The following is a 26,076-nucleotide window of genomic DNA, read 5'->3' as shown; positions in this document are numbered from 1 at the left end:
CTTTAGCTGTGACGATAATGCCAATCATGGGTTTCTTTCGATGCTAGCAACGTTTCTGCAATTTGCGTTCTCAGGTCTCACGGTTGGCGCCATCTACGCGCTGGTGGCTCTCGGTTTCGCACTGATCTACAACGCCAGCGGCGTGATCAACTTTGCCCAAGGCGAATTTGTCATGCTGGGCGGCATGTTGGCGGTCTATTTCACATACCAGGGCTTCCCGATGCCAGCCGCGGTCGTCCTGGCCGTCCTCCTGCCGGCCGCCATCGGGGTGCTGGTGGAAAAACTCACCATCGAGCCCGTAAAGGGCGCGGAAACGATCACTCTGATCATCATCACGCTGGGCGTGTCCTTGATCATCCGGGGGCTGGTGCAGGTAACCCTGGGCAAGGGCACGCATACGTTGCCTGCATTTTCGGGCGACGCGCCTATCGATATTCTGGGCGCGACGCTGACGCCGCAAAGCTTATGGGTGCTGGGCGGAACGGCGATTGCCGTATTGCTGCTGTGGTATTTTTTCACTCGCACCATGGCCGGCAAAGCCATGCTGGCCACCTCGTACAACCGCGTGGCCGCTGAGCTAGTGGGTATCAACACCAACTGGGTGCTGTTCATGAGTTTCGCGCTGGCATCAGCCTTGGGCGCGATAGGCGGCATCCTCGTGACCCCCATCACATTGACCAGCTTTGACGTCGGCATCATGTTGGGCCTGAAAGGCTTCGTGGCAGCCGTCCTTGGCGGATTGGGAAGCTTTCCGGGCGCCGTCATCGGGGGCTTTTGGTCGGTCTCATCGAGGCGACTGCCGCCGGCTATCTTTCGTCGGCCTACAAGGACGCCATTCCGTTCGTCCTGATTCTTTTTATTCTTTTCTTCATGCCCCGCGGCCTGTTGGGTAGCAAGGTAACGGACAGGGTATAAACGTGCGAAACAAAAATTATATAGGGCTCTATTTAGTAGCCGCAGCATTGATATTGCTGCCACTCGTACTGCCCAACAGCTACTACACAGACTTGATCATACGCATGGCCATCAACGCAACCATCGTCATAGGACTGAACCTGCTGATCGGCTTTGCCGGGCAGATCAGTCTGGGGCATGCCGGCTTCGTCGGGATGGGGGCCTTCGCCTCGGCCATCCTGCCCTACCATTTTGGATGGTCGCCGTTTGCCGCCATGATCGCGGGCGCACTGGCTACGGGGCTATTGGCCGGGCTGGTTGCCCGTCCCATTTTCAAGCTAAAGGGCCACTATCTGGCCATGGCGACGCTGGGCCTGGGCATCATCATCAACATCGTCTTGCGCAACGAATCGCAATATACCGGCGGGCCGGACGGCATGCCGGTGATGCCAATGGAGATCTTCAACTTCGAGATCTCTGGCGATCAACACTGGTATTGGATAGTCGCCATGCTGCTGTGCATCAGCATCTGGGCGTCGCTAAACCTGATCAACTCGCCCTTCGGGCGGGCGCTGCGTGCCTTGCACGGATCAGAGGTCGCTGCCAGTGTGGCCGGTGTCAATGTAGAACGCTACAAGATCGTTATCTTTATCGTGTCGGCGCTCTTCGCCAGCATCATGGGCAGTATCACGGCGCATTACATCGGTTTCATCACGCCCAACGTAGCCGACTTCCCGCACTCTATCGAGCTGCTCACCATGGTGGTCGTTGGCGGGGTGGCGTCGATCTATGGCTCGGTCATCGGTGCAGTATTGCTTACCGCATTGCCGCAGGCACTGGCCAGTTTCGAAGGATGGGAAACCGTTGTCTACGGCGTGATCCTTGTGGGCTGCATGATCTTTGTGCCAAGAGGTTTGGTGCCTACGCTGGCCGCTCGCTTCAGGAAGGAAGGCTGAACATGCCCTTGCTGCAGATATCCAATTTGAGTAAATCGTTCGGCGGTGTGCATGCCGTGCAAGACGTGCAGTTCAGCGTCCCGGCCGGCGTCATATTTTCGGTAATCGGCCCCAACGGTGCCGGCAAGACGACTCTGTTCAATCTCATCACGGGTATCTACACACCCGATACAGGCAGCATACGCCTGGATGGCGCAGAGATCGTGGGCACCCCAACATCGGCATTGGCCGCGCTCGGCATAGCGCGGACATTCCAGAACTTGCAGATATGCATGAACATGTCGGCGCTGGAAAACGTAATGGTGGGCGCCCATCTGCGGCTGGACCGCAATCCCTTGAAGGCGGCACTCAGACTGCCGTCGCTGGTTAGTCGGGACCGCGAACTGGCCGACGAAGCGGCCGAGCTGATGGCTTTCGTGGGCCTGAAGGATCAGGTCAAGGCCCAGTCCGACAGCCTGGCCTACGGGATGTTGAAACGCCTTGAAATCGCAAGAGCCCTTGCCCTGAAGCCCAAGTTGATCTTTCTTGACGAGCCTGCGGCCGGCTTGAACCCGCGCGAAACCGACGATGTAGCAGACCTGATCCGTCATATATCGGAGTCCGGCATTACCGTCGTGCTGGTCGAGCACGACATGAAGATGGTCATGAAGTTATCGGATCGCATCCTGGTGATGGACTATGGCAAGACGCTCATAGAAGGTACGCCGGAGGAAGTCCGCGCCAACCCGGAAGTCATCGCCGCATACCTCGGAGCCGACGCATGAGCGCAACACTCGACACAACGCCGGCAGGCGGCATCAGCGCCCAGCCTGCACAAGACATTTTGCTGAAAGTCAGCGGCATGGAGAGCGCATACGGCCGCATCAAGGCCCTGAAGGGCATCAGCCTGGAAATCGCACGCGGCGAAACCGTGGCACTGATAGGCGCTAACGGCGCCGGCAAGACCACCTTCTTGCGCACGCTGTCCGGCGTCCAGCCCATGAGCGCAGGCAAGATAGAGTTCGACGGCAAAGACATCAGCCGGCTTCGGGCAGATCAACGCGTCGCGCGCGGCATATGTCAGAGCCCGGAAGGCCGGATGGTATTTGGCCCGCTTTCGATTGAAGACAACTTACGGCTGGGTGCCTACACACGCAAGGACCAGGAGATCGCCGCTGACATTGATGATATCTACGGGATGTTTCCCATCCTCCATACCAAGCGGCACCTTCCAGCTGGTTCGCTATCGGGCGGCCAGCAGCAAATGCTGGCTATCGGCCGCGCCTTGATGGGCAGGCCCAAGTTGCTGTTGCTGGATGAGCCCTCCATGGGCCTGGCGCCTTTGCTGGTCGAGGAAATCTTCAACGTCATCCGCATGCTCAAATCCAAAGGCATGACCATACTGCTGGTAGAACAGAACGCATTCGGCGCTTTGGGAATTTCCGATCGCGCCTACGTGCTCGAGATCGGCCAGATCACTCTGACCGGCACGGGCCAGGATCTGAAAGAGAATGAAAGCGTGCGCGCGGCTTATCTGGGCATGTAGGGGCCGACGTTTTTTTACGAAGCGCTACATGCTGGGTTAGGTATTGACGTAGACTGATGGGCGAGCAATCCGCTCTATTGCTTACCCTGAACCCATGAACATCAATGATAGCGAACAGGATTATCGCGATCTTGAAATGGCGGTTGCGCTGCTCGAAGCCCCTTCCATTACCGCGAAACTGTCCAACCTGATTGGCTCGCCCATAGAAAGCCTGGTTGCCAAGCTGCCAGGCGCGGTATCGCGCAAGCTGCATGGCGCCGTCGAAGTTGCTCTGCACAAGTCCGCCAATGCCGCCTTGTGGAGCCTGCAGAACAAGCCCAGCCAGCATGCGTCCACCAAGCTGCATAAGCTTTACGCCGCGGGCTCGGGCGCAGTCGGCGGTGTCTTCGGCTTCTCAGCGCTGTTTATCGAATTACCCATATCGACGACCATCATGATGCGCGCAGTGGCTGACGTGGCACGCAGCGAAGGCTTCGATCTTCAGGATTTTGCCGTGAAACGCGCCTGCATTGAAGTCTTTGCGCTGGGCGGCAACACTGAAGGCGACGACGGCACAGACACCGGCTATTACGTGACCCGCAGCTTTACGGCCAGCGTGGTGACGCACTTGTCCAAGCCTTTGGCCGATATCGCGGCCAAGCAGGCTACAGCCGCAGCCGGTCGCGGTTTCTCGATGGCTCCGCAACAGGCCGCCGTCTGGCTGGCTGCGCTGATCGAAACCGTGGCCTCGCGCTTTGGCGTCGTGATTACGAACAAATTCGCCGCCCAGGCCGTGCCGATTATTGGTGCCGTCAGCGGGGCCGCGGTGAACGCGCTTTTTACCGACTTCTACCAGGACATGGCGCGTGGCCACTTCACTGTGATGCGGCTGGAAGAGAAGTACGGACCTGAACAGATCAAAGCGGCTTATCAGGCTATTGCCCGGGCTTAGTTGGCGGCGCCCTTCAGTTTCCGGGCAGCATCCAGATGCTGTTGCAGCACGGGGACGGTACTTGCGGCGAATTCCTTCACATCGTCGCGTTCGGATTGCTGGGCCGTTTCGGTGAACAGGGCCACAGCCTTTTCGTGCTCTCCAACCGCTACGAGTTCGGTATATTTCTTATCAAAATCGGCGCCTGTCACTTGCTGCAGCTCTGCCAGCAAACCTTGTCTATCCCCATCCATCGCGACTTGTAGTACAACATTGTGCTGGGATGCGAGGCGCTTCAGATCCGCGTCAATAGCCTCGTGTTCTATCAAAATCTGCCGCGCGAACTCCTTGATTTGTTCCTGACTGGCGCTTTGCAAAGCCATTTGGCTGGCCTGCATCTCGAAAATGCCGGACACCGCAGCCTCTTGCAGGAAGCGTGTATCTTCGTCCGCCAGCGCGCTGTCTTGTGCACTGACTGCGGCCGGCGCAGCAAGCAACAGCGCCAAGACAAAAAACGCTATATATCTCATGGCTGGCTCCTTAAGGTTACGCTAACATCCGAGACTGGCCAGCAAGCGCCTTGCCCGCTTTCTACTAACGGATAGCGCCCGAGTATTCCATTTCCTGCATCACCCAGTCCCGACGGGCATCGCCGTAGCGGGCCGCGATTTCCGACAAGGCGGCGTCCAACTGCCGTACCGGCTTGATGTTCTTCGCCAGCGGCAATCGCGGCATATCGTGATCGCCAGGTCGAGCATCCAATATCAGGCCGCTGCGCAGGGTGACTGGCCCGGATGGCGACGCGGCAACGACCCGTACATGGCCGGTGCGTGACCAAGCATCGGCAGCCAGGGCCAGTGCGATGTCGTCCATGCCATCGCTTACGTCGATGGCACTCTCCCGGTCGCGCCAGAATGCCGCCTTGTTCAGAGCGTATTCAAAGCCACGCGAGAAATTCACACCAAAGGCGTCGCTGTCGTGAGCAGGCCCCCAGTATTCCACGCCTAATTCCTCTGCCAGGCGAGCCGCCTTGTCGGGTCCGCCCAGAGCCGCTACCAAGGCGAGCATGGTGGGCACCGAAGCCGTGATGCCGGTCGTAGTGGCAACGCCGCGGTCTGCAAGGTAGCGCCGATCAGGCACGTGGACGGCACCGGGGTGGCGCTCCTGCAAGGTGCTGCGGTCGTACCAATGGCCGGCAAAGCGGCGGCCGTCCAATAGTCCGGCCTGCCCCGCGACCCGTGCTCCGGAACAAACGGCGATGATGCGCGCCCCCCATTGAGCCTGCCGTTGCAGCCAGGCCATGACCGCGGGATCGTTGTCGGGCTCCATGGCCGGCACGATCACGTAGTCGGCACCTTGCGGGTGCAACTGGTCGAAGCCTGCGAAGTCCTGCGTAGCCTGGACCTGCAATGCTGGGTATAGGGTGACCGGCCCGCGGCGAGGAGCCACCATCTGTATGTCTGCAATATCGGCGCGCTTGAGGACCGCATGAGGCACTAGCAGGTCGGTCATTTCGGTACCCTGGTTTAGGGCCACGATAGCAATTACCTGGCGTTGTGTGCCTTGCGGCGCCATGGCCTCGATGAAGGCTTGCTTGTGCTTGGCGGCGTCGGCGCCGTCATTGCCCGTAGCCGCAAAAGAGGCCGCTACGCCATAGCCCGCGAGGAAAAATACTGCAATACTTAGTGCTGCCAACCTGCCTGATATTGATGAAAACATTGCCGCGCCCGTTCAGAACATCAAGGACTTCAGTCTATTCATGCACGCCTCCACCCACAACGACGAAGAAGCCGCAGTTTCTGCCAGAACAATTGTTCTGATCGCGTTCGACGGCGTCGAGGTCATCGACGTGGCCGGGCCGGCCAGCGTGTTCAGCAAAGCGGAGGAACTGCAACCGGGCAGCTATGTGCTGCAACTGGCATCTCCTGACGGCGGCACAGTCACTACAAACAGCGGCGTCACCTTCGCCGCCACCAAGCCGCTCGACGAACTACCTACGGCCATCGATACGCTGATCGTCGCCGGTGGAGACGAGCCGGCCGTCCGCGCCGTCATCGCGCAAGGGCATATCGGCCGCTGGCTGGTCCACGTAGCGCCGCAAACCCGGCGGATGGCGAGCGTGTGCAGCGGCGCATTCGCATTGGCTGCGGCAGGCTTGCTGGATGGCCGCGAAGCAACCACACATTGGCGGGTCTGCGAAATGCTCCAGGCGCTGCGGCCTCAGGTCCGCGTGCAACGTGAGCGGATCTACGTACACGATGGCCCGGTATGGACATCGGCCGGGGTGACGACCGGCATCGAATTGGCCTTGGCCCTGGTGGAAGACGACTTGGGGCATGAGGCGGCGATGGCGATTGCCCGCACACTGGCACTGCCCATGTTGCGTGGCGCCAGTCAACCCCAGCTAAGCCCAGCGCTACAGGCCCAAGGACCGGCCAGCCACCGTCTGCGCGAGCTGGTGGCGTGGATCAGCATGCACCCGCAGGACGACCTGTCCGTACAAACGCTTGCGCGACTCGCCATGATGAGCCCCCGACACTTTGCGCGGGCCTTTTCAGCCGAGATAGGCTGTACACCAGCACGTTTCGTCGAACAGACGCGCGTAGCCATCGCTGAACAACTCCTGCGTCAGACGCGATGGCCCCAGCAGCGCGTTGCTGAGCGCAGTGGCTTTGGTTCGGTCGATGCACTGCAACGCGCATTCATGCGACGGCACGGAGTACCCCCCACCGCCTTTCGTAACAGCGACGGCCTAAGCGATGGAAGTGCGCAGTAGCTGCTCGATCAGGTTCTTGACCACGGGCGATCGTTCGAAACCGCGATAGACAGCAGCCACCTCCGAGTTGATCGGTTCGCCCGCCAACGGCTTGAAGACCACATTAGGCATATCCAACGCGCCTTGCAGAATGTCCGGCACAATGGCAACGCCCGCGCCGAACGAAACCTCCGTAAGCACTTGCAGCAAGCTGCCTGGCCTGCTGGGCGCATCCAAGGCAAAGCGCCCGCGTCGGCTGACCTCTTTGGTGCCGCTGTCTTGCTCCGGAACGATAAAGGTTTCAGTCGCCAGCTCGCGCGACTTGACCGGCCCTGATGCCGAAGCAAGCCTGTGCTCGGCCGGCAGGGCTACGCAATAGCGGTCGCGCAGGACCACTTGCGAGCGCAGTGAACGATCCAACACGATAGGCAGGCGCACGAAAGCGATGTCGACTTGCCCGTCCTTCAAGAGCTCGGGCAAGCGTGCCATGGGCTGCTCTCTTACCGTAACCAACACCTGCGGAAACGCCCGCCTGAACAGCCGTAGCTGCTGCTGTAATACTCCCGAGTACGCCGCCGAGCCCACATAGCCGATTTCGATACGTCCGAGTTGCCCGCGTCCTGCCAACTGGCCCACGTTGATAGTGCGCTCAACCTGACGCAGCGCCAGTTGCGCTTCTGCCAGAAACGCCTCGCCGGCAGCGGTCAGGCTGACCGCCCGCTTGGTGCGGGCGAACAAGCGTGCCTGCAGCCGGCGTTCCAGCTGTTGGATCTGGACGGTGAGCGTGGGCGGCGATATGCCCAAAGCTTCGGCTGCGAGTGCAAAGTGCAAGTGCTCGGCAACGGCAACGAAGTACTTCAAGTGTCTAAGCTCGATCAAGGCAGCATCCTTTAATTAGACTGTAGCTAATTAACGGTTCAAATGATAGCAATGACTGGAATGCTGTTCTTTGCTTGAATGATAGGCTACGCTTCTTCTTCTGGTTCAACTGATGTCCACACTCGCACTTCCTGCCACCCGCTATAACAAGACTGCAGTACTGCTCACCGCGTCGGCAGGTTGCGCCATGCCCGTGCTGGACACCAACGTCGTAGGCATCGTGTTGCCGACCATAGCCGGCGACCTGAACGCATCGCTTGCCGATGTCGCCTGGGTAGTCAGTACTTACGTGCTTTGCTTTGCCGCCCTGCTGCTGCCTGCAGGTTCAGTCGCGGATCGCTATGGCCGCAAGCGGGTGTTCGTGGGCGGCATCCTGGTTTTCATGCTGGCATCGCTGGGCTGCGGCCTTGCACCCAATATTCCGGTCCTGTACATCATGCGGGCTATACAGGGCGCCGGCGCCGCCTTTCTGCTTGCCCCGGCGTTGGCCATCATCGCACATACCTTCCATGAGGAATCCGCGCGTATCCGCGCGTGGGCCACCTGGGGTGGCATCATGGGGCTGATGATGGCCGTTTCGCCATTGGTAGGCGGAGCCGTCGGCACTTGGCTGGGCTGGCGCTGGGCCTTCTTTATCAACGCGCCGATATGCGCCGTGCTGGCGCTGGCCGTATTTAAAACCATAGCGGAATCCCGCGATCCCACGCCACGAAGGCTGGACCTTCCCGGCATGGCGCTATTCACCGCCGGCATGTTCCTGGTCACCCGCAGCCTGATTGTGGGGCCCGAGCGCGGCTGGCTAAGCAGCGACGTCATGACAGGCCTGCTTGCCAGTGTCCTGGTTTTTTCGGCGTTTGCTATCGTGGAGCGGCGACGCGTCCACCCCATGCTGGACCTTGCCGTGTTCCGATCGCGCGCTTTCGCCGCGGCGGTCCTGGCCATGTTCGCGTACGCGGCCAGTGCGCAAGTCATGGCGGTGCTATTGCCCATGTATCTGCAAAACGCGCGGGGGGCGACCGCTATGCAAGCTGGTGTCGGGATGCTGCCTTTTGCCGTTGCCATGATGCTACTGCCTTACGCTGGCCGTGCTTTGGGCAAGCACTGGGCTTCCTGGAAAATCCTGACACTGGGCCTGCTGGTAGTCGCCTTGGGCAATCTGCTGATGATGTGGGCGGCAAGCGCCGGCGGCCTGCCCTTGCTGGTTGTGGCCATGGCGGTTCTGGGCAGCGGCGGCGGCCTGCTTAACGGCGAAACGCAACGGGCCATCATGGCCACCATACCGCGCGAAAAAGCCGGCATGGCTTCAGGCATCAGCACCACAGCGCGCTTCAGCGGCGTGCTGCTGGGCTTCGCCAGCTTGGCGGGAGTGATGTCGGCTGGCGTCAGTGCCACAAGCCAGGAACAAACAGTGCTGCCGGACTATTCTCGGCTGGCCTATGCGGCAGGTTACGCGGACGCCTTTCTATTGGCAGCACTGATTGCGCTCCTCTCGGCCATTATTGTCCGCGCCTGCATGGGGTCGCCCGTGAAAAACTAGGACCTCGCCTCGAAGATTTTCTGACCTACCGGCTACACCGGGTCAACAAGCTGAGCGACCGGGAAACCCACTGCGCCTATTTGGACGAGTGCGGGCTGCCGCTGGGCGAAGCGCGATGCGCGCTATCGCGAGGTTAATCGACGCCCATAAATTGTGTATCAGCCCCGACCGAGTGCCGTAATGCAACAACCCTAGGGTAAACCCTAGCTATTTACTAGGGTTTACCCTATAATGGGGCATCCACCCACTCGTTTACTTGCGGAGTTCAACAATGGCTAATTCTCTTTTTGGCAAGCTGGTGCCTGCCGGCAACCTGCCGGTCAACACCGGCCAGCGTGTTCGCCAGCAATCTTCCTGGGTAGAACGCGCCACCCGTGTGGTGCGCAAGCTCGACCGCCGTGCGCAAGGCTATTTCGCCGCACTGGCTGAAGCGCGTCGCCGCCCTTGGGATGACACGCGGATGTAATGCAACAGCCGGGCATAGGCCCACCCACAAAATGCCCCGAGCTTACTCGGGGCATTTTTTTTTGATCATGGCTTCTACCGACCGTTTTGAACGCTTGCGCGCTCCGCATATGAAGCAAGACCGATATGGCACCAACAGCACAGACCTGTAGCGATGTTCATGCGAGATGTCCATACTCAGAAGGCTCTAACGGACCAGCTGCCTCGCCAGCTTAATCTCATTGACCACTCTTCGTTAATAAACGAAAATGACCCTCTATCGGATCAAACACTACCTTACGGTCGACGGGCGGAACGATCAATACCTCCACTGGCTCAGTTGTCTCCGGGACCGTCGAGCACAGGTGGCGGTTATCCGGCGTATCAACCGGATCGAGCAAGGCAACTTTGGCGACCATAAGTTCTGTCGGGATGGCGTATGGGAGCTGCGAATCGACGTCGGTTCGGGCTACCGCGTGTATTACGCCCACGCCGGGCTACGCGTAGTCTTGCTGCTGTGCGCTGGCGATAAAGGCAGGCAGAACGGCGATATCCACCGAGCCGTACGTTATTGGCAGGACTGGCAACGGAGAAACAATGATGACAAGCAGACTACATGATGAAGCCATGGCTGAGTTGTATCGCAACGACCCGACACTGGCCCTTGATGTGATCAACAGCATTCTCGAAGACGGCGACCAGGCGGAGTTGTTGACAGTACTGCGCCAACTCGCCCAGGCGTTCGGTGGTGTACAAGCGGTAGCTGAGCAAGCCCATCTCAATCCGACGCAGTTATATCGGACCCTATCACCTAAAGGTAATCCTGCCTTGAGCAGTTTGGCCGCCATTCTTAAGGCGATGGGGCTGCGATTGGCGGTGCAGCCTCTGGACCCATCAGCACCTGCTCGTGTAGCTTGAAGCTCGAGTTCCATGCGGCCCTCTTACCTTCCCCCCAACGCGCTGGACCCCCGACGTACCGCCTTGCGCCGCATGAAGATAGGCGCCGCCGCGCTGTTGGTGGCGATGATTTGCGGATTCATCACCAGCCACCTCATGGGCGGCCAGGGGATGTGGGCATGGGTGCGCGCATTCTGTGAAGCGGCAACGGTCGGCGCGCTGGCCGACTGGTTCGCAGTCGTAGCGTTATTTCGCCACCCGCTGGGCTTGCCCATCCCCCACACCGCGATCATTCCGGAAAACAAGGAACGCATCGCCGACAACCTTGCGACTTTCGTACGCGATCACTTTCTTGAGCCCGAAACCTTGCTGGAGAAACTGAAAGTATTCGACCCCGCCGGCCGGCTTGGGCTCTGGCTGAGCGAACCCGCCCAGGCGCGCCAGCTTAGCGAAGCTGCTCGACAAGTGGCCGTTCAGGTGCTGGATCTGCTGGACGAGTCTGCCGTACGCAAGGTGATCCAGGAGTTCGTCACCACCACCCTGCAACGCTGGGACGCCGGACGCACCGCCGGCGACATATTTGGACTGCTTACCCGCGACGGCAGGCACCAGCGTCTGTTGGATCAGGCGCTACAACGCCTGGCGACTTATCTGGACAGCGAGGAGGTCAAGCAGCGGGCCTCCGACCTGCTGCTCAAGCACGCCCGTAAGGAATGGCCACGCGTTGTCGGCGCGGTAGGCCTGGTCTCATCCACCGATGTCATGGCCGATAAGCTGGCCGACAAACTGGCGCGGGCGCTGGTTAACGAATTGCACGACATCCTGGCGCAGCCCGATCACCCGGTGCGTCGCGACTACGAAGCATGGGTAAGCGACTACATCGAGCGGCTGGGAACCGACCCCGACGTGGCGGCGCAGGTGGAAGCGCTGAAGCAGCGCATTATTGCTAACCCGCAAGTGCAGGACTACGTGCAGAACCTATGGACTGAGATTCATGCAGCGCTGCGGCGCGACCTCGCCGCGCCGGAATCCCGCTTGTGCCGTCATCTGGAAAAAGCCCTGCTGGCAATGGGACGCAAGCTGGCCCAGGAGCCTACCTTGCGCGAGGCCATCAACAACCACGTGCTTTCAGGTGCCCAGCGGCTTACCGAGACCTTGCGCAGCGGCGTGACCGAGCATATATCGCGCACCGTCAAGAATTGGGACGAGCGCCACCTGGTCGACGAACTGGAGCTGAGCATAGGCCGCGATCTTCAGTACATCCGCTATAACGGCACCCTGGTGGGCGGACTGATAGGGGTGCTGCTGCATGGCATCGTGCTGCTGTTGAACCCCTGATTCCTCTACTTTGCCGCACACACCTCGGACGCGTCCTGCTGCTTCAAATACGCAATCAAGTCACTGCGCTCCTGTGCATCCGGAATACCCGCATACCCCATCGACGTGCCGGGCACCGCCTGCATGGGCGCTGCCAGAAAGTCGTCCAGCGTTTCTTCCGTCCAGACAAACTGCGCATTTTTCATGGCTTCTGAGTAAGAGAAACCGGGCACACTGCCGGCTTGACGGCCCAGCAGCCCACAGTGGCGCGGGCCTGTGCGGTCGTACGCCAGCGCATGGCACGCGAGGCAGCGGGAATAGACCGCCTCGCCCCGGAGGGCATCGCCAGGCGCTGCGAGTGCGAACTGCGTGGCGCCGAACCAGCTGAAGATGGCACCCAGCAGCAGCAACTGCCAGTGCGCGCCTCTCATACCATGAAGGCGGAAGGCACAGGCGCTTGTCCCAGCGCATGGCGCAGCACCGCCCAGTGCATGGCCTCGTCGCCCAGTATGCTGGCGGCCGCTTTAGACAGGTCGCGGTTATCGAAGACCGGGACTGCGCCCAGATAAGCGCTGACGGCTCCCTTCTCCAACATGGCGGCAAATTGCAATACATCCCCCTGGGACTTCAAGGTCTCAACAGGAAACGCGTACTTGTCTTTGGCGTCTACCGCTTTACCCCCCAAGGTCTGTATGGTTTTGGCAAGCAGTTCGGCATGCTCTTTATGGTGTCCCTGGAATACCACTGCCAGGTCCAGCACAGGTTTCTGCAGCAAGCCGCTTTCAGCGCCCACCTGGTAGGCAGCTATTGCCTCCAGCTCCGCCGCAAGGGCGGTATTGAGAATACGGACATCAGACGCGCCCGCATCCTGACCTTTGGCCAAGGCATCGCGGCCAGCCATCAAGGCGACGGCAGCGCCGGAAAGCAAAAGACCAGACTGGCCCAGGAAGGCGCGGCGTGCGTCGCGCGTCTGGGGGTTATGGACGAAACTCATGAACGACATGGCACTTCTCCTGAAAGAGGCAGCACGTCAGGTCGAACAAAAGCGCTCGCTGTTGCCGGGCTGTCATCGAATAAAGATCAACTGTCCAATTAGAGGACGCCCGGTCTGCTCGCGTTCCCGTCTTCTTGCCTTGGCATGCCTCTTGCCGCCAGCGGCTAACCTGGAGCTTAGCCATGAACCTTGCAGCACCTGAAAGCGATGACGATATCCTGCATGTGGAAAGTCGGATGGGCGACTTTATTCCGCGCTCGAAAACTATCTGGACGATAGGCCACTCCACGCGAACACTGGATGAGTTCGTCGCTGTACTGGAGCAATATGGCGTGCAGGCGATTGCCGACGTGCGCCGTCACCCAGGGTCGCGGCGGCTACCGCAGTTCGGCCAGGCGGCCTTGCAAGAAAGTCTGGAAAGTCGCGGTTTTGGCTATTTATGGATCGCCGAGCTGGGCGGGCGGCGACGCCCTGTCAAAGACAGCCCTAATGCGGCATGGCGCAATATTTCGTTCCAGGGTTATGCAGACCACCTGGAAAGCCATACCTTCAAGCAGGGTTTAAAAGCCTTGCTGGAGTTTGCCGATACACAACGAACAGCCATGATGTGCGCCGAATTATTGTGGTGGCGCTGCCATCGCGCGCTGGTATCAGATGTGCTGAAGCTGCATGGCATGGAGGTATTGCATATTCAGGACGACAAACACCTGACCGAGCATCCCTACACGTCGCCCGCCAAAGTTGAAGACGGTCGCTTGCGCTATGTGGCGACCGACTGACTATGAGCTTGCGCTCACCCGGGCCAACACGGTTGCCACGATACGGTCGCAGCGATCACCGGCAAATGAAAACACATCGCTGACGCCGTCATCCATTTGCTTGCGCAGGGCCTTGCGCAACAAGGCTCGCGCGCGGAAATAGCGGGTTCGTACGGTAGCTGGCGGAATCCCCAGGCAGGCTGCGGTTTCTTCCACACTGAACTCCTCGACCGCACGCAAGACAAAGACTGACCGGAACACATCGGGCAGGCGGTCTATATGGCCTTCCAGTATCTGGCGCGTTTGAGCGCGCAGCAACGTCGGCTCGGGCCGGTTGCAGGCTTGTTCATCCATGGTGGTGTCCGTCGTCATGTCGTCGGGTTGTGCATCGCTGTTGAACTCCAACCAGGTGGACAGCCGATTGATCTTGCGCAGACGCCGATTCGATTCGTTGACCACTATGCGCACCAGCCAGGTCGACAGCGCCGACTCGCCGCGAAATTGTCCCATGGCCCGGTAGGCGCAGAAGAACGCTTCCTGCACGGCTTCTTCGGCATCGGCATCGTTACGCAGGATGCTGCGGGCCACGCGATACAGGCGCTGGTTATAGCGACGCATCAGCTTGGTGAGCGCATCGGGATCGCCCAGGGCTATATGCCGGGCGATTTCGCTATCGGCCTCACGGGGAACGGCGCTGGGTACTAGGGTAAGAGTCATGGCGTATTAGAGGCAACGTGCATTGCTTGCGTTCCCGGAAGGATGGCGACATAACGGAACCGTATAACTTAATACCTTCATATTCGTTCCGTATTAGACACGCCTTCGTTAGACTGAATGGCAATAACGTTACTGTCATCAGGACTATCCCAATGAGCCGCATTACCATCCATACCGTAGATACCGCCCCCGCAGAGGCCCAAGACCGCGTCGCAGCGGCGCAAAAGAATAATGGCTTCCTGCCCAACCTTATCGGCGTACTGGCCAATGCTCCCACAGCCCTGGAAACCTACCAGGTTGTAGGCGCCATCAATGCGCGCACGGGCTTGTCTGCGGAAGAGCGCGAAGTCGTCCAAATTACGGCAGCCACTCTGAACGATTGTGGCTTCTGTGTAGCCGGGCACACCGCCCTGGCGCGCAAGAAACTGCAAATGCCCGAAGAAGTGATTCAGGCCTTGCGCAGCACAACCGCCATCGACGATCCAAAGCTGAATGCGCTGGCCCGGTTTACTGCCGAGGTCATCGAGACCAAGGGGCAAGTCAGCGACGCCATCCTGGCCAAGTTCCGCGATGTTGGATATTCCGAAGCCAATGCGCTGGAAGTCGTGCTGGGCGTCAGCCTGGCCACCTTGTGCAACTATGCCAACGGCCTGGCCCGCACCCCCATCAACCCGGAACTCCAGGCTCACGCCTGATAGGCAGCACCATGACTACAGCACAGCACGATAAGGCGCTGATCGACGCTGTTGCGGCACTGACCAAAACAGACCTGGCCCCATTGGCCAACGCTATCGATCAGGACGGCCTTTACCCCGCGGACTACCTGCGCAAGCTCGGCGCCCTGGGCGGTTTCGGGGCCAGCATTCCCGTTCAGCATGGCGGCTCGAACACTGGCCTGGCCACGCAAATTGGCATCACCAGCGCCGTGGCGCGCGAATGCGGCTCCACCGCCTTCCTGGTGTGGTGCCAGTCCAGCTGCGCGCAGTATCTCTTGAATACGCCGAACCAGGCCGTACGCGATCGCTATCTACAGGCCGTTACCCGCGGCGAGCTCTTGTCGGGCACCGGCATGTCCAATGCCGTGAAGCATCTGGCCGGCATCGAAAAAATTCACCTGAGCGCCCATCGGGATGGCGACGCCTATGTGGTCAGCGGTTCACTCCCTTGGGTCTCCAATGTGGGCAGCGACCACCTGGCCATCGTGGCGGCGTCCGTCGAAAACGAAGGCTACATCATGTTTGCCGTCCAGGGCAGCGCACCAGGATTAAGCCTGCACCCCTGCCCCGACTTTTCCGGGCTGGAAGGCACGCAGACGCTAAATTTACGCTTCAAGGATGTACGCATCGCCAACGATGACGTCCTGGCGCACCCCGCACAGTTCAAAAGCTATATCGCCGCCATCAAACCGGCCTTCGTGCTCGGCCAGACCGGCATGGGCTTTGGCATTGTGGAAGGCTCGCTCAAAACCATACGAGAAAGCAACATCGTCACGGCGCACGTTAACCAGTACCTGGACGATCAGGGCGAAGATCTGGCGCTGGACCTGCAAGCACTGCAGCAGCAGGCCGACACCCTGGCCGGCCAGGCGCAGGCGGGCACGGCAGCTGTGATTGATGTGCTGCGCTTGCGCGCCGCAACGTCCGAACTGACCTTGCGTGCCGCCAACGCGGCGGTCCTGCATGCTGGCGCCAAGGGATACCTGATGCGCCATCCTGCCCAGCGGCGGCTGCGCGAAGCGGTCTTCGTAGCCATCGTTACACCGGCACTGAAGCACTTGCGCAAAGAGATCCACGACATCGAGCAAGCCCAACGTCAAGCCGAGGCTGCCTGATCATGCAATGGATGTGCGGCCCATGCGGGCTGATCTACGACGAAACAGCAGGCATGCCTGAAGAAGGTATTGCACCCGGCACGCGGTTTGAGGATATCCCGGACGACTGGGTCTGCCCTGACTGCGGCGTCACCAAAGCCGATTTCTTTGCCATTCCCGACTAGACGGCTTCCCCTTCATGCAAACGCAAACAGCCCCTAACGGATCGATCGTCCTGGACGCTCAGGACATCCGCCTGAGCTACGCCCGCCCCAACCAACCGCCCAATACGGTCTTGCGCGACTTTTCCCTGCAACTGTCTGCGGGAGAAGTCGTTGCCATACTGGGCCCCAGTGGCGTGGGCAAGTCTTCCTTGCTGCGCGTACTGGCCGGACTGCAAACGCCGGACGCCGGGCAGGTACACGTGAAGGGCGAGTTGCTGCAAGGCCCGCACCCGCGCCTGGGCTTCGTGTTCCAGGACCCGGGCCTGTTGCCCTGGCTTACGCTGGAAGAGAACGTAGGCTTCGGTCTGGACTTCAAACATCAACCCAAACTGGACAAAACCGTACGCAAGACGCGTGTGCGAGATGCCATCGCCGAGGTCGATCTGCAAAACGCCAGCGAGCGCTATCCGGCGGAACTGTCCGGCGGCATGGCGCAACGCACGGCCCTGGCGCGCAGCCTGGTGCGGCAACCCGAAATACTGCTGCTGGATGAGCCATTCAGTGCGCTGGACGAGCTTACGCGCGGCGAAATGCAGAGCTTGCTGCAGCAGATCACCAGCAGGCATGGCACGTCCGCCATCCTGGTCACCCACGACATTGACGAAGCCCTGATCCTGGCGGATCGGCTGCTGCTTATCGGCGAATACCCCGGACGCCTGATCGGAGAGTGGCGCATGACGCAACCGCATCCGCGCGATCCACTGGCGCCTGCGCTTACCGCAGTACGTATCGAAATCATGCAGTTGCTGCGCGACGTACGCAAAGCGGCTACACGCAGCAATCACCACTAGGGACACCCATGAAAAAAAACAGCTCCATCATCACGCCGTCGCTGGACGCGCGCCGCCAGTTCATCAAGCTCTCGGGCTTGTTTACCGCCATGGGCGCGCTGCCTCTGCTTCAGATGCATAACGCCGCCCGCGCGGCGGAACCCGATGCGCCGGTGCGTATCGGCTATTTGCCCATCACCGACGCAACGCCCCTGCTGGTGGCGCACCACAACGGCATTTTTCAAGAGCAAGGGCTGAACGTCGAGAAGCCGCGCCTGTTCCGCAGTTGGGCCCAGTTGGTAGAGGCATTCCTGGCAGGCCAGGTCAATGTGGTGCACCTGCTTGCGCCCATGACGGTGTGGGCGCGCTACGGCAGCCAGTCCAAGGCGAAGGTGGTGGCATGGAACCACATGTCCGGCTCGGGCCTGACCGTGCATCACGACATCAACGACCTGGAAGACCTGGGCGGCACGACGGTCGCCATCCCGTTCTGGTATTCCCTGCACAATGTCGTCTTGCAGCACCTGCTCAAGAGCAAAGGGCTGGAGTCCATCAGCGACGGCGAACCTGGACCACGTCAAGTCAAGCTGGTTGTGATGGCGCCTTCCGACATGGTGCCCGCGTTGGCCAACAAACAGGTGTCCGGTTATATCGTTGCCGAGCCCTTCAATGCTTCGGCGGAAGTGCTCAAGGTTGGGAAGATCCTGCGCTTTACCGGCGACGTCTGGAAAGACCATGCATGCTGCGTTGTACTGATGCACGAGCAAGACCTCGAACAACGACCCGAGTGGACACAAAAAGTCGTCAACGGCGTGGTCCAGGCACAAGCCTGGATACAGGAACACCGCAGCGAGACCGCACAGATCCTGTCACGCGACAATGCCCAGCGTTACACCCCCCATACCTACGAAACCCTGGCGCAAGTGCTCGAGCCCGCACGCATGGACGCCGCCCTTTACGAGGGGTCGGGTGCCATCGTTAATACCGACTGGAAAGAAAAGCGCATCGACTTCCAGCCCTATCCCTTCCCCAGCTACACGGAAGAACTGATACGCAAACTGAAGACCACCCTGGTGTCCGGCCGCAACGAATTCCTGCAAGACCTCGATCCTGCCTTCGTGGCGCGCGACCTGGTCGACGATCGCTTCGTCAAGAAAGCCATCATCGACATGGGCGGCATGTCGGCATTCGGGCTACCTGAGTCCTTTGCCCGCCAGGAAACCATCACTGTCTGACCCTCGTATGATCAAGACACTCAAGTTCTTTGCCCCAGGACCCCGCATAGGCTTTGGCCTGGGCGGCCTGCTGGCGCTGGTCGCATTATGGGGAGTGGGCTCGCATTGGCTGCAGGGCAGTATGTCGATGGCCGCCTTGCTGGGGCCGCAAGAAGCGTTCAAAAGCCTTTACGAGCTGCTGGTGCAGAACCAGCTTACCGTGCATACCATTGTCAGCCTGAAACGCGTCTTGGTGGGACTGGGCCTGGCGCTGCTGCTGGGCGTGCCCATAGGCCTGGCAGTGGGCAGTTCGCGCGCATTGGAAAACTGCACCAGCAGCGCCTTCCAGTTCCTGCGCATGATCTCGCCCTTGTCATGGATGCCCATCGCCGTGATGGTTTTTGGCATCGGCGATGCGCCGATCTATTTCCTGCTGACCTTTGCCGCCGTGTGGCCGGTCATCCTGAATACCGCTGCGGGCGTACGGCAACTGGACACCCGTTGGTTGATGTTGGCCAAAAGCCTCAGTGCCACGCGGCGCGAGATGCTTTTCAAGATCGTGCTGCCGGGTATCCTGGGTCATATCTTGACCGGCGTCCGCCTGGCAATCGGCATTATCTGGATCGTGCTGGTGCCCTGCGAAATGCTGGGCGTCAGTTCCGGCCTGGGCTATTTCATTCTGGATACGCGCGATCGCCTGGCCTATTCTGAGCTGATGGCCGTCATTGTCCTGATTGGCGCGTTGGGCTTCATGCTGGATGGCATGGCGCAAAAGCTATACAAGTACTGGTCGCGCAGCCCCAGCAAGGCCTGACCAAATGCCAAAAAAATGGGAGCCGAAGCTCCCATTTTTACTGCCTACTGCGGCGTGCCGAAACCGCCGCCTCCCGGCGTCTCGATCACGAACACATCGCCCGGCTGCATGTCGGCCGACCCGGTCGCGCCCAGTTCGAGCCTGCTGCCGTCCGTGCGGATGACATAGGTCTTGCCAGGCTCACCCGGTTCGCCGCCTTCCAGGCCAAACGGTGCGATCCGCCGGCGATTGGCCAGGATGGACGCAGTCATGGGTTCGAGGAAGCGTACACGTCGTATACCGCCGTTGCCGCCGCTGGCCTTGCCACGCCCACCGCTGCCTTCACGAATGACGTAGCTTTCCAGCAAGACCGGGAAACGCCACTCCAGCACTTCGGGATCCGTGAGGCGCGAGTTCGTCATGTGCGTCTGCACGACATCGGTTCCGTCGAAGTAGACGCGCTTGCCGTCGGGGCCGCGCAAGATGCCGGCACCCGAACCGCCGGATATCGTCTCGTAATACTGATGACGATCATTACCGAAGGTGAAGTTGTTCATCGTGCCTTGCGCTGCGGCCATCACGCCCAGGGCGCCATAGAGCGCGTCGGTCACGCACTGCGAAGTCTCGACGTTGCCTGCCACCGTTGCCGCGGGCGGCAATGGGTTGAGCATGGAACCCTCCGGAATGATGACTTTCAGCGGCTTCAGGCAGCCGGCGTTCATCGGGATCTCATCATTGACCAAGGTGCGGAAGACATACAGCACAGCAGCCATGCACACAGCCGACGGCGCATTGAAGTTGTCCGGCAACTGCATGGAAGTGCCCGTGAAGTCGATCTCGGCGCTGCGATTGGCAGTGTCCACACGCACGGCGACGCGAATAAAGGCGCCGTTGTCCAGTTCGTAATGGAACTCGCCATCTTGCAGCACACCGATTACGCGGCGCACAGCCTCTTCGGCGTTGTCCTGCACATGATCCATGTAGGCGTGCACGACATCCAGGCCGAACTCGCGCACCATGCGGCGTAGTTCCTGCACGCCTTTCTCGTTGGCCGCGATTTGTGCGCGCAAGTCGGCGATATTCTGCGCCGGGTTGCGCGCAGGATAACGACACTCGGTCAGCAAGCGACGCAGTTCGGCCTCGCGCATGCGACCACCTTCGACGAGCTTGAAGTTATCGATCAGCACGCCCTCTTCTTCTATCGTCCGGCTGTTGGGCGGCATGGATCCAGGAGTGATGCCACCCACATCGGCATGGTGCCCGCGTGAGGCAACGAAGAACAATATGGTGCTGCCGTCTTCGTCGAACACCGGCGAGACGACGGTGATATCGGGCAAGTGCGTGCCGCCGTTGTAGGGATCGTTAAGCACATAGGTGTCGCCCGCGCGCATGCGTCCGGCGTTCTTGCGGATCACGGTCTTGATGCTCTCGCCCATGGATCCCAAGTGCACCGGCATATGCGGCGCGTTGGCAATAAGGTTGCCGTCCGCGTCGAACAAGGCGCAAGAGAAGTCCAGGCGTTCCTTGATGTTGACCGAGAAGGCCGTGTTGGCCAGTGTCGCCCCCATCTGCTCGGCGATCGACATGAACAGATTGTTGAAAATCTCGAGCATGACCGGGTCGGCCTCTGTACCGATGGCACGCCGTCCGGCCTTGGGCACCGCCCGTGTCAGCAGGATTTCGCCGCCGCCCAGGATTTCAAGTTGCCATTCGGGCTCGACGATGGTTGTGCCGTTGGCATCGCACACCACGGCCGGTCCCAGCAGACGCATGCCCGGGCTAAGATCATCCCGATAGAATACCGGCGCATCATGACGCTCTTTCTCGAAATAAAGCGCTACGCTGGCTTGCGCAACCGGAGCAGCGCCGTCAGCCGCCGCTGCAGCGGACTGCTGCGGAGCCACGCCGCTAAGGCCGATGGCTTCCACAGAAACCGCTTCAATGACGAGCCGCTTGTCGGGCATCAAAAAGCTATAGCGCTGGGAATAAGTCTGTTCGAAACGCTCGCGCATCTCGGCCGCCGTGCCGTAGTTGACCACCAGCGCGGCATCCGTACCTTCGTAGCGCAAATGGGCGCGCTGGATCAGTTGCGTGCGATCAGCCGGAATACCCTGGCTGGCGACTTCGTCGCGCGCCGCCTGCCCCAGCTCTGCCAGCACGCGCTCGCAAGCTTCAAGTTCGCTGCCTTCGAGCACCAGCTCTACGCTGGCCTCGCGCATGGCGGTGATATCGGCCAGGCCCATCCCATAGGCCGAGAGCACGCCCGCCAGCGGATGTATCAACGCCCGGGTCATGCCAAGTGCATCAGCCACCAGACAGGCGTGTTGTCCGCCCGCCCCGCCAAATGACACCAGCGTGTATTTGGTGACGTCATAGCCGCGCTCGACAGAAATCTTCTTGATGGCGTTGGCCATATTGGCGACCGCAATATCAAGAAAGCCTTCGGCTACTTCTTCGGGCGTGTTGACGCTACCGGTAGCGGCCTGGATCTCGGCCGCCAGCTCGGTAAACTTGCGGCGCACCGTGTCGACGTCCAGCGCTTCGTTGCCCTGCGGACCGAAGATCTTCGGAAAGAACTCGGGTTGCAGTTTGCCCAGCATGACGTTGCAATCGGTGACGGTCAGCGGACCGCCATTGCGATAGGCTGCCGGACCCGGGTTCGCACCGGCCGAATCAGGACCCACGCGCATGCGCGAACCATCGAAATGCACGATAGAGCCACCGCCAGCCGCAACGGTGTGGATGTTCATCATGGGGGCGCGCAGGCGCACGCCAGCCACCTCGGTTTCAAAGGCGCGTTCGAATTCGCCGTTGTAATGCGAAACGTCGGTCGACGTGCCGCCCATGTCGAAGCCAATAAGCGTACTGGTCCCCACGGCCTCAGCCGTGCGCGCCATGCCGACGATGCCGCCGGCCGGACCGGACAGGATGGAGTCCTTGCCCTGGAAGCGATCAGCCGCTGTGAGGCCGCCGTTGGACTGCATGAACATCAGGCGCACGCCGTCCAGCTCACTGGCCACGCGGTCCACATAGCGACGCAAAATTGGCGACAGGTAGGCATCGACGACGGTTGTATCGCCGCGCCCTACCAGCTTCATCATGGGGCTGACTTCGTGCGATACAGACACCTGATTGAAGCCCACTTCGCGAGCCAGGGCAGCCACTTGCTGTTCGTGCTGCGGGTAGCGATAGGCATGCATCAGCACAATAGCGATCGAGCGAAACCCTTCGGCGTAAGCCTCTTGCAACTGGCGGCGCACCGCATCGGCGTCGAGCGCCTGCAGGACATCGCCCTGTGCGGTAACCCGCTCGTTGACCTCGTCGATGCGGCTATACAAGAGCTCGGCCAGCATGATGTGGCGATCGAAGATACGGGGACGCTCTTGATAGCCGATACGCAAGGCATCGCGAAAGCCCTGGGTGGTAAACAGCACGGTGCGATCCCCCTTGCGCTCGAGCAAGGCGTTGGTGGCGACCGTAGTACCCATCTTCACCGCTTCGATCTCGCGGCCCGGTATCGTCTCGTCTGCCCGCAAGCCCAGCAGTTTGCGTATACCCGCCAACGCCGCGTCCGGGTACTGGCTGGGGTTTTCCGACAGCAACTTGTGCGTTAGCAAGGTGCCGTCGGGGCGGCGAGCAACAATATCGGTAAACGTGCCGCCTCGATCCACCCAAAACTGCCAGCGTTTATCGAAACCTGCCACGTCGCTCGTGGTGTGTGTAGCCATTTAGCTTTGTCCTTCTCAATAAAACTGTTGCGGCAACCAGGTAGCCACGCCCGGCACAAAGGCCAGCAATGCCACCATGGCCATCAAGGCGAAAACAAAGGGAATTGCCCCAAAGATAACGTCATTCAGCGAGCCACCCCTGCGCACGCCCTGTACGACAAACAGGTTAAGCCCGACAGGCGGCGTGATCAGTGCCATTTCAAGCAGCACCATAACCACGATGCCAAACCAGACCGGATCGAAGCCCATGCTTATCATCAACGGCGCGGTGATTGGTATCGTTGTGACCATCATGGACAGCGTTTCCAGGAAACAGCCCAACACCAGGTAAAACAGCACAACTGCCATGAATGTCTGCATGGGCGTCCAGCCCAGGCTCAAGATGGTGCTTGTCAGTTTATCGGTCAAGCCGATGCCCACCAGTACGAAATTCAGGAAGTAGGCCGCCAGAACGATCAGAATGACCATCGACGACGTACGTATCGTACTTTCTGCGGCCTCGCGCAGCATCGCCCAGGAAAGGCTTTTATACAACGCAGCCAAGGCCAGTGCTGCCATGACGCCGACGGCAGCAGCTTCTGTAGGCGTTGCGATCCCGGCATAAATCGATCCGACCACCACCACGAAGATCAGCAATGGCGGCACCAGGTTAATCAGCGACGCAAACCGCGCACGCCAGGTAGTTTCCTGACGGACGCCTCCCCAGGCGGGCCTGAAGTAGCAAGCAACGACCACGGTCAGCGAAAAGATGACCGCCAGTACCAGTCCGGGAAAAAAGCCCGCAAGGTAGAGCTGTGGCACCGAAGTATCGGTGAGCGTGCCGTAGATGATCATGTTGATGGACGGCGGAATCAAGATGCCTAGCGTACCGCCCGCGGCCAAGGTGCCCAGAAATAGCGGTGGCGAATAGCCGTGTCGCTCGCCCTGGGGAATCGCCACCGTTCCGATGGTGGCAGCCGTGGCCACGCTGGATCCCGATGTGGCGGCAAAGGCGGCACAGGCGCCAATGTTGGCGTGCATCAGACCGCCGGGTAGCCAGCCCAGCCATTTTTCCATGGCATCGTACAGGCGCTCGGCCATGCCGGCCCGCAGCATAAGCTCGCCCAGCAATATGAACATCGGTATGGAAACCAGCAGGAAATCGGTGCTGGTCGACCAAAATACTTCGCCGCTGGCTCTATATAAAGGCAGCATTGAATAGAGCTGATCCAGGACCAGCCCCAGTATGCCCATGGCCGCAGCCACAGGAACGGCCAGGGCCAGCATCCCCAGTAATAACATCAAGGCGTTAACGAGCATGGGGCACCTCTGATTGAATCGCCTGCAGCGTCTGCGGCGACACCTCGTCGCTGACTTCCTCTTCAACGCTGCGGATGCCTGCGATAAGGCGAACGCCTGCCGTGTCGCCACGGACCAGCAAACCTACTACGCGCAAGATGAGAACCACCAGAACAAACATGAACAGCATGAATCCGGCGACCCACAAGCCTTGCGGAATAATCAGCGGCGTCTGCAATTGTGTACTTGCAGTGGCATTCATGGTTGCCGAACTGATCAGCATCTGAGTGGCGAACCACGTCACAAACGCCATGAAGATACCCATCGCGATCAGGCCCAGCAGATCCAGCCAAACCGTCCAGCGCTGCGGCAAGCGAGAGTACAGAGCGTCTATCCGGATATTGGCGCGCCGCAACAGGGAAAACGACAGCCCCCAGCTCGTGCTGATGGCAAGGGCGTAGCCGGCCAGCTCATCGCTGCCGTGCAGCGATATATTCAGCAACTTGCGCATGACCACGTCAAGGGTGATGTAAGCGGCCACGGCAAACAGCAAGGCCGCGCTACCCCAGGTAGCGGCCCTGCTGAGCCGCTCGGCCCAGGTGTAGAGCTTTTGCATGATTAGGGCAGGGTAATGCCGACGACCGGGCCGACGGTTTCATTGAAATCGGCGCTGCACGCCGGGCCGCAGCGCTGGCTCCAGGACTTGACCACGACATCTTCAAGCAGCTTGTGCAGTGCATCGCGGTCGGCATCCGAGAACTCGACGGCTTGCATCTTGGCTGGATCTCCGTAAGGGCAAGGAGCGTTGCCTGTATTGCAGGCGATGCCTTCAGCTGTCTCTTTGTCGGCTGCGATCCAGATGCGGTCTTCGAGACCTTGAATTTCCTTTTGCAGGAAAGCCTGCGTCTTGGGATCAAGCTTGTCCCACGCCTTGTTGCTGACGCTATGCACGACCTGGCTCCAGCCTACCGGCAAGGTGTACAGATAGTCGCTGACTTCGTACCACTTGGCCGAATAGCCCGACAGCGTGCCGGTAATGGCGCAATCGACCACGCCGGTTTGCAAGGCTTGCACGACCTCGGCAAAGGTCAGCGTTACGCCCGTACCACCCAGCGCGCCGACAAAATCGGTAAGCGTGCGATTCCCCGTGCGCACTTTCTTTCCGGCCAAGTCCTTCAAGCCCGTGATGGGCGCCTTGCAATACAGCACCTGGCTCGAGAACGGCCATACGCCCAATAGCTTGGCGTCATATTTTTCCGCGTACAGTTTTTCCAGGACGGGGCGATAGGCTTCGGTGACCTTGCGAGCGGTTTCGATATCGGGGCTCAGGCCCGCCAAGTCGATCACTTCGTTACGCGGGTCGTCGCTGGCGAGGTAGCCGGGAGGGATGGACGCGAACTGGATCACGCCCTGCTGCATCAGTCGGCCGATTTCGCCGCCTTTCAGGCCGAGTTCATTCAGGCCCTTGATCTGCGCGGTAATCGCACCGTTGGATTTCTCGGGGATTTCCTTGGTCCAGAACGGGTATTCGAAGTCTTTGTACTGCGACAGGTTGCTCCAGCTACCGACAACGTTCAGTTTTGCCTTGGGCAAATCTTCGGCCACGGCGATTGTGGATACGCTAGCGGCAAGGGCCAGGGACAGCAATGGCTTAAGCCATTTTGAATGTGACATGT

General features: G+C 60.1%; 28 protein-coding genes. 18 read left to right on the top strand and 10 right to left on the bottom strand.

The window, feature by feature from the left end; genetic code table 11:
- Positions 1-40 precede the first annotated feature (40 nt).
- The 5 genes from CKA81_RS16695 to CKA81_RS16675 all read left to right on the top strand — a co-directional run bounded on the left by CKA81_RS16695 (position 41) and on the right by CKA81_RS16675 (position 4,306).
- Complete coding sequence (locus tag CKA81_RS16695) at positions 41-850, top strand: branched-chain amino acid ABC transporter permease (RefSeq protein ID WP_228255751.1); 810 nt, start codon at positions 41-43, stop codon at positions 848-850.
- A gap of 118 nt (positions 851-968) precedes the next feature.
- Positions 969-1,850, top strand: a complete 882-nt coding sequence (locus CKA81_RS16690; RefSeq protein ID WP_228255750.1) for a branched-chain amino acid ABC transporter permease — start codon at positions 969-971, stop codon at positions 1,848-1,850.
- Between the two features lie 2 nt (positions 1,851-1,852).
- Entirely contained in the window at positions 1,853-2,614 is a 762-nt protein-coding gene (locus tag CKA81_RS16685) for an ABC transporter ATP-binding protein (RefSeq protein ID WP_128356312.1), read from the top strand.
- Between the two features lie 59 nt (positions 2,615-2,673).
- The gene (locus tag CKA81_RS16680) at positions 2,674-3,375 is read left to right on the top strand and encodes an ABC transporter ATP-binding protein (RefSeq protein WP_199287610.1); all 702 of its coding nucleotides are present in this window, start codon (positions 2,674-2,676) and stop codon (positions 3,373-3,375) included.
- A 94-nt stretch (positions 3,376-3,469) separates the two neighbouring features.
- A complete protein-coding gene (locus CKA81_RS16675) occupies positions 3,470-4,306 on the top strand; it encodes an EcsC family protein (RefSeq protein WP_128356310.1) in 837 nt (278 codons plus the stop codon).
- On the opposite strand, the gene CKA81_RS16670 is transcribed toward CKA81_RS16675, so the two are convergent.
- Positions 4,303-4,815 (bottom strand): DUF4142 domain-containing protein, encoded by a 513-nt coding sequence (locus tag CKA81_RS16670; RefSeq protein ID WP_128356309.1) that lies wholly within the window; start codon positions 4,813-4,815, stop codon positions 4,303-4,305. The genes CKA81_RS16675 and CKA81_RS16670 overlap by 4 nt on opposite strands.
- 64 nt (positions 4,816-4,879) lie before the next feature.
- Positions 4,880-6,004 (bottom strand): DJ-1/PfpI family protein, encoded by a 1,125-nt coding sequence (locus tag CKA81_RS16665; protein ID WP_128356308.1) that lies wholly within the window; start codon positions 6,002-6,004, stop codon positions 4,880-4,882.
- 40 nt (positions 6,005-6,044) lie between these two features.
- Between CKA81_RS16665 and CKA81_RS16660 the strand changes: the two genes are divergently transcribed.
- Complete coding sequence (locus tag CKA81_RS16660) at positions 6,045-7,061, top strand: GlxA family transcriptional regulator (protein ID WP_128356307.1); 1,017 nt, start codon at positions 6,045-6,047, stop codon at positions 7,059-7,061.
- On the opposite strand, the gene CKA81_RS16655 is transcribed toward CKA81_RS16660, so the two are convergent.
- Positions 7,038-7,919: a LysR family transcriptional regulator gene (locus tag CKA81_RS16655; RefSeq protein WP_394342522.1), complete on the bottom strand. Its 882-nt coding sequence runs from the start codon at positions 7,917-7,919 to the stop codon at positions 7,038-7,040. The genes CKA81_RS16660 and CKA81_RS16655 overlap by 24 nt on opposite strands.
- Positions 7,920-8,031: 112 nt before the next feature.
- On the opposite strand from CKA81_RS16655, the gene CKA81_RS16650 reads away from it, so the two are divergent.
- The 5 genes from CKA81_RS16650 (at position 8,032) to CKA81_RS16630 (ending at position 12,135) form a co-directional block, all read left to right on the top strand.
- Positions 8,032-9,456, top strand: a complete 1,425-nt coding sequence (locus CKA81_RS16650; RefSeq protein WP_199287555.1) for an MFS transporter — start codon at positions 8,032-8,034, stop codon at positions 9,454-9,456.
- Between the two features lie 271 nt (positions 9,457-9,727).
- Positions 9,728-9,922: a hypothetical protein gene (locus CKA81_RS16645; protein WP_128356305.1), complete on the top strand. Its 195-nt coding sequence runs from the start codon at positions 9,728-9,730 to the stop codon at positions 9,920-9,922.
- A 247-nt stretch (positions 9,923-10,169) separates the two neighbouring features.
- Positions 10,170-10,520, top strand: coding sequence for a type II toxin-antitoxin system RelE/ParE family toxin (locus tag CKA81_RS16640; protein WP_128356304.1), 351 nt, complete (start codon positions 10,170-10,172; stop codon positions 10,518-10,520).
- On the top strand, positions 10,501-10,818 hold the full coding sequence (locus tag CKA81_RS16635; RefSeq protein WP_128356918.1) for a helix-turn-helix domain-containing transcriptional regulator: 318 nt from the start codon (positions 10,501-10,503) through the stop codon (positions 10,816-10,818). Before CKA81_RS16640 ends, CKA81_RS16635 begins: the two co-directional genes overlap by 20 nt.
- Before the next feature lie 12 nt (positions 10,819-10,830).
- Positions 10,831-12,135: a DUF445 domain-containing protein gene (locus tag CKA81_RS16630; protein WP_128356303.1), complete on the top strand. Its 1,305-nt coding sequence runs from the start codon at positions 10,831-10,833 to the stop codon at positions 12,133-12,135.
- 5 nt (positions 12,136-12,140) lie between these two features.
- Here the strand turns inward: CKA81_RS16630 and CKA81_RS16625 are convergent, their stop codons facing one another.
- The gene (locus CKA81_RS16625) at positions 12,141-12,545 is read right to left on the bottom strand and encodes a c-type cytochrome (RefSeq protein WP_128356302.1); all 405 of its coding nucleotides are present in this window, start codon (positions 12,543-12,545) and stop codon (positions 12,141-12,143) included.
- Positions 12,542-13,108 (bottom strand): ferritin-like domain-containing protein, encoded by a 567-nt coding sequence (locus tag CKA81_RS16620; RefSeq protein WP_128356916.1) that lies wholly within the window; start codon positions 13,106-13,108, stop codon positions 12,542-12,544. The genes CKA81_RS16625 and CKA81_RS16620 overlap by 4 nt, the downstream gene beginning before the upstream one ends.
- 182 nt (positions 13,109-13,290) lie before the next feature.
- Here CKA81_RS16620 and CKA81_RS16615 point away from each other — a divergent pair, with 182 nt between their 5' ends.
- A complete protein-coding gene (locus CKA81_RS16615; RefSeq protein WP_199287554.1) occupies positions 13,291-13,887 on the top strand; it encodes a DUF488 domain-containing protein in 597 nt (198 codons plus the stop codon).
- Here the strand turns inward: CKA81_RS16615 and CKA81_RS16610 are convergent, their stop codons facing one another.
- On the bottom strand, positions 13,888-14,583 hold the full coding sequence (locus tag CKA81_RS16610; RefSeq protein WP_128356301.1) for an RNA polymerase sigma factor: 696 nt from the start codon (positions 14,581-14,583) through the stop codon (positions 13,888-13,890).
- 152 nt (positions 14,584-14,735) lie between these two features.
- Here CKA81_RS16610 and CKA81_RS16605 point away from each other — a divergent pair, with 152 nt between their 5' ends.
- From CKA81_RS16605 to CKA81_RS16580, 6 genes are read left to right on the top strand one after another with little or no spacing between them, the layout of a single operon-like run.
- Positions 14,736-15,278: a carboxymuconolactone decarboxylase family protein gene (locus tag CKA81_RS16605; RefSeq protein WP_128356300.1), complete on the top strand. Its 543-nt coding sequence runs from the start codon at positions 14,736-14,738 to the stop codon at positions 15,276-15,278.
- 11 nt (positions 15,279-15,289) lie between these two features.
- A complete protein-coding gene (locus CKA81_RS16600) occupies positions 15,290-16,414 on the top strand; it encodes an acyl-CoA dehydrogenase family protein (protein WP_128356299.1) in 1,125 nt (374 codons plus the stop codon).
- A gap of 2 nt (positions 16,415-16,416) precedes the next feature.
- Positions 16,417-16,578, top strand: a complete 162-nt coding sequence (locus CKA81_RS16595; RefSeq protein ID WP_317135166.1) for a rubredoxin — start codon at positions 16,417-16,419, stop codon at positions 16,576-16,578.
- Positions 16,579-16,592: 14 nt separating this feature from the next.
- Positions 16,593-17,408, top strand: coding sequence for an ABC transporter ATP-binding protein (locus CKA81_RS16590; RefSeq protein WP_128356297.1), 816 nt, complete (start codon positions 16,593-16,595; stop codon positions 17,406-17,408).
- An 8-nt stretch (positions 17,409-17,416) separates the two neighbouring features.
- Complete coding sequence (locus tag CKA81_RS16585; RefSeq protein ID WP_128356296.1) at positions 17,417-18,622, top strand: ABC transporter substrate-binding protein; 1,206 nt, start codon at positions 17,417-17,419, stop codon at positions 18,620-18,622.
- A 7-nt stretch (positions 18,623-18,629) separates the two neighbouring features.
- The gene (locus CKA81_RS16580) at positions 18,630-19,415 is read left to right on the top strand and encodes an ABC transporter permease (protein WP_128356295.1); all 786 of its coding nucleotides are present in this window, start codon (positions 18,630-18,632) and stop codon (positions 19,413-19,415) included.
- Positions 19,416-19,459: 44 nt separating this feature from the next.
- On the opposite strand, the gene CKA81_RS16575 is transcribed toward CKA81_RS16580, so the two are convergent.
- The 4 genes from CKA81_RS16575 to CKA81_RS16560 are packed head-to-tail and all read right to left on the bottom strand — an operon-like array spanning position 19,460 to position 26,074.
- Complete coding sequence (locus tag CKA81_RS16575; protein WP_128356294.1) at positions 19,460-23,122, bottom strand: hydantoinase B/oxoprolinase family protein; 3,663 nt, start codon at positions 23,120-23,122, stop codon at positions 19,460-19,462.
- Between the two features lie 15 nt (positions 23,123-23,137).
- The gene (locus CKA81_RS16570; RefSeq protein WP_128356293.1) at positions 23,138-24,421 is read right to left on the bottom strand and encodes a TRAP transporter large permease; all 1,284 of its coding nucleotides are present in this window, start codon (positions 24,419-24,421) and stop codon (positions 23,138-23,140) included.
- Positions 24,411-25,016 carry a TRAP transporter small permease subunit gene (locus tag CKA81_RS16565; protein WP_128356292.1) on the bottom strand — a complete coding sequence of 202 codons (606 nt, stop codon included), beginning with the start codon at positions 25,014-25,016 and terminating at the stop codon, positions 24,411-24,413. Before CKA81_RS16565 ends, CKA81_RS16570 begins: the two co-directional genes overlap by 11 nt.
- Positions 25,017-25,018: 2 nt before the next feature.
- Positions 25,019-26,074 carry a TRAP transporter substrate-binding protein gene (locus CKA81_RS16560; protein WP_128356291.1) on the bottom strand — a complete coding sequence of 352 codons (1,056 nt, stop codon included), beginning with the start codon at positions 26,072-26,074 and terminating at the stop codon, positions 25,019-25,021.
- Between the last annotated feature and the right edge of the window lie 2 nt (positions 26,075-26,076).

The organism is Pollutimonas thiosulfatoxidans (assembly GCF_004022565.1).
GTDB classification, from domain to species: Bacteria; Pseudomonadota; Gammaproteobacteria; order Burkholderiales; family Burkholderiaceae_B; genus Pusillimonas_D; species Pusillimonas_D thiosulfatoxidans.
This window is presented reverse-complemented; position numbering and strand designations above follow the sequence as displayed.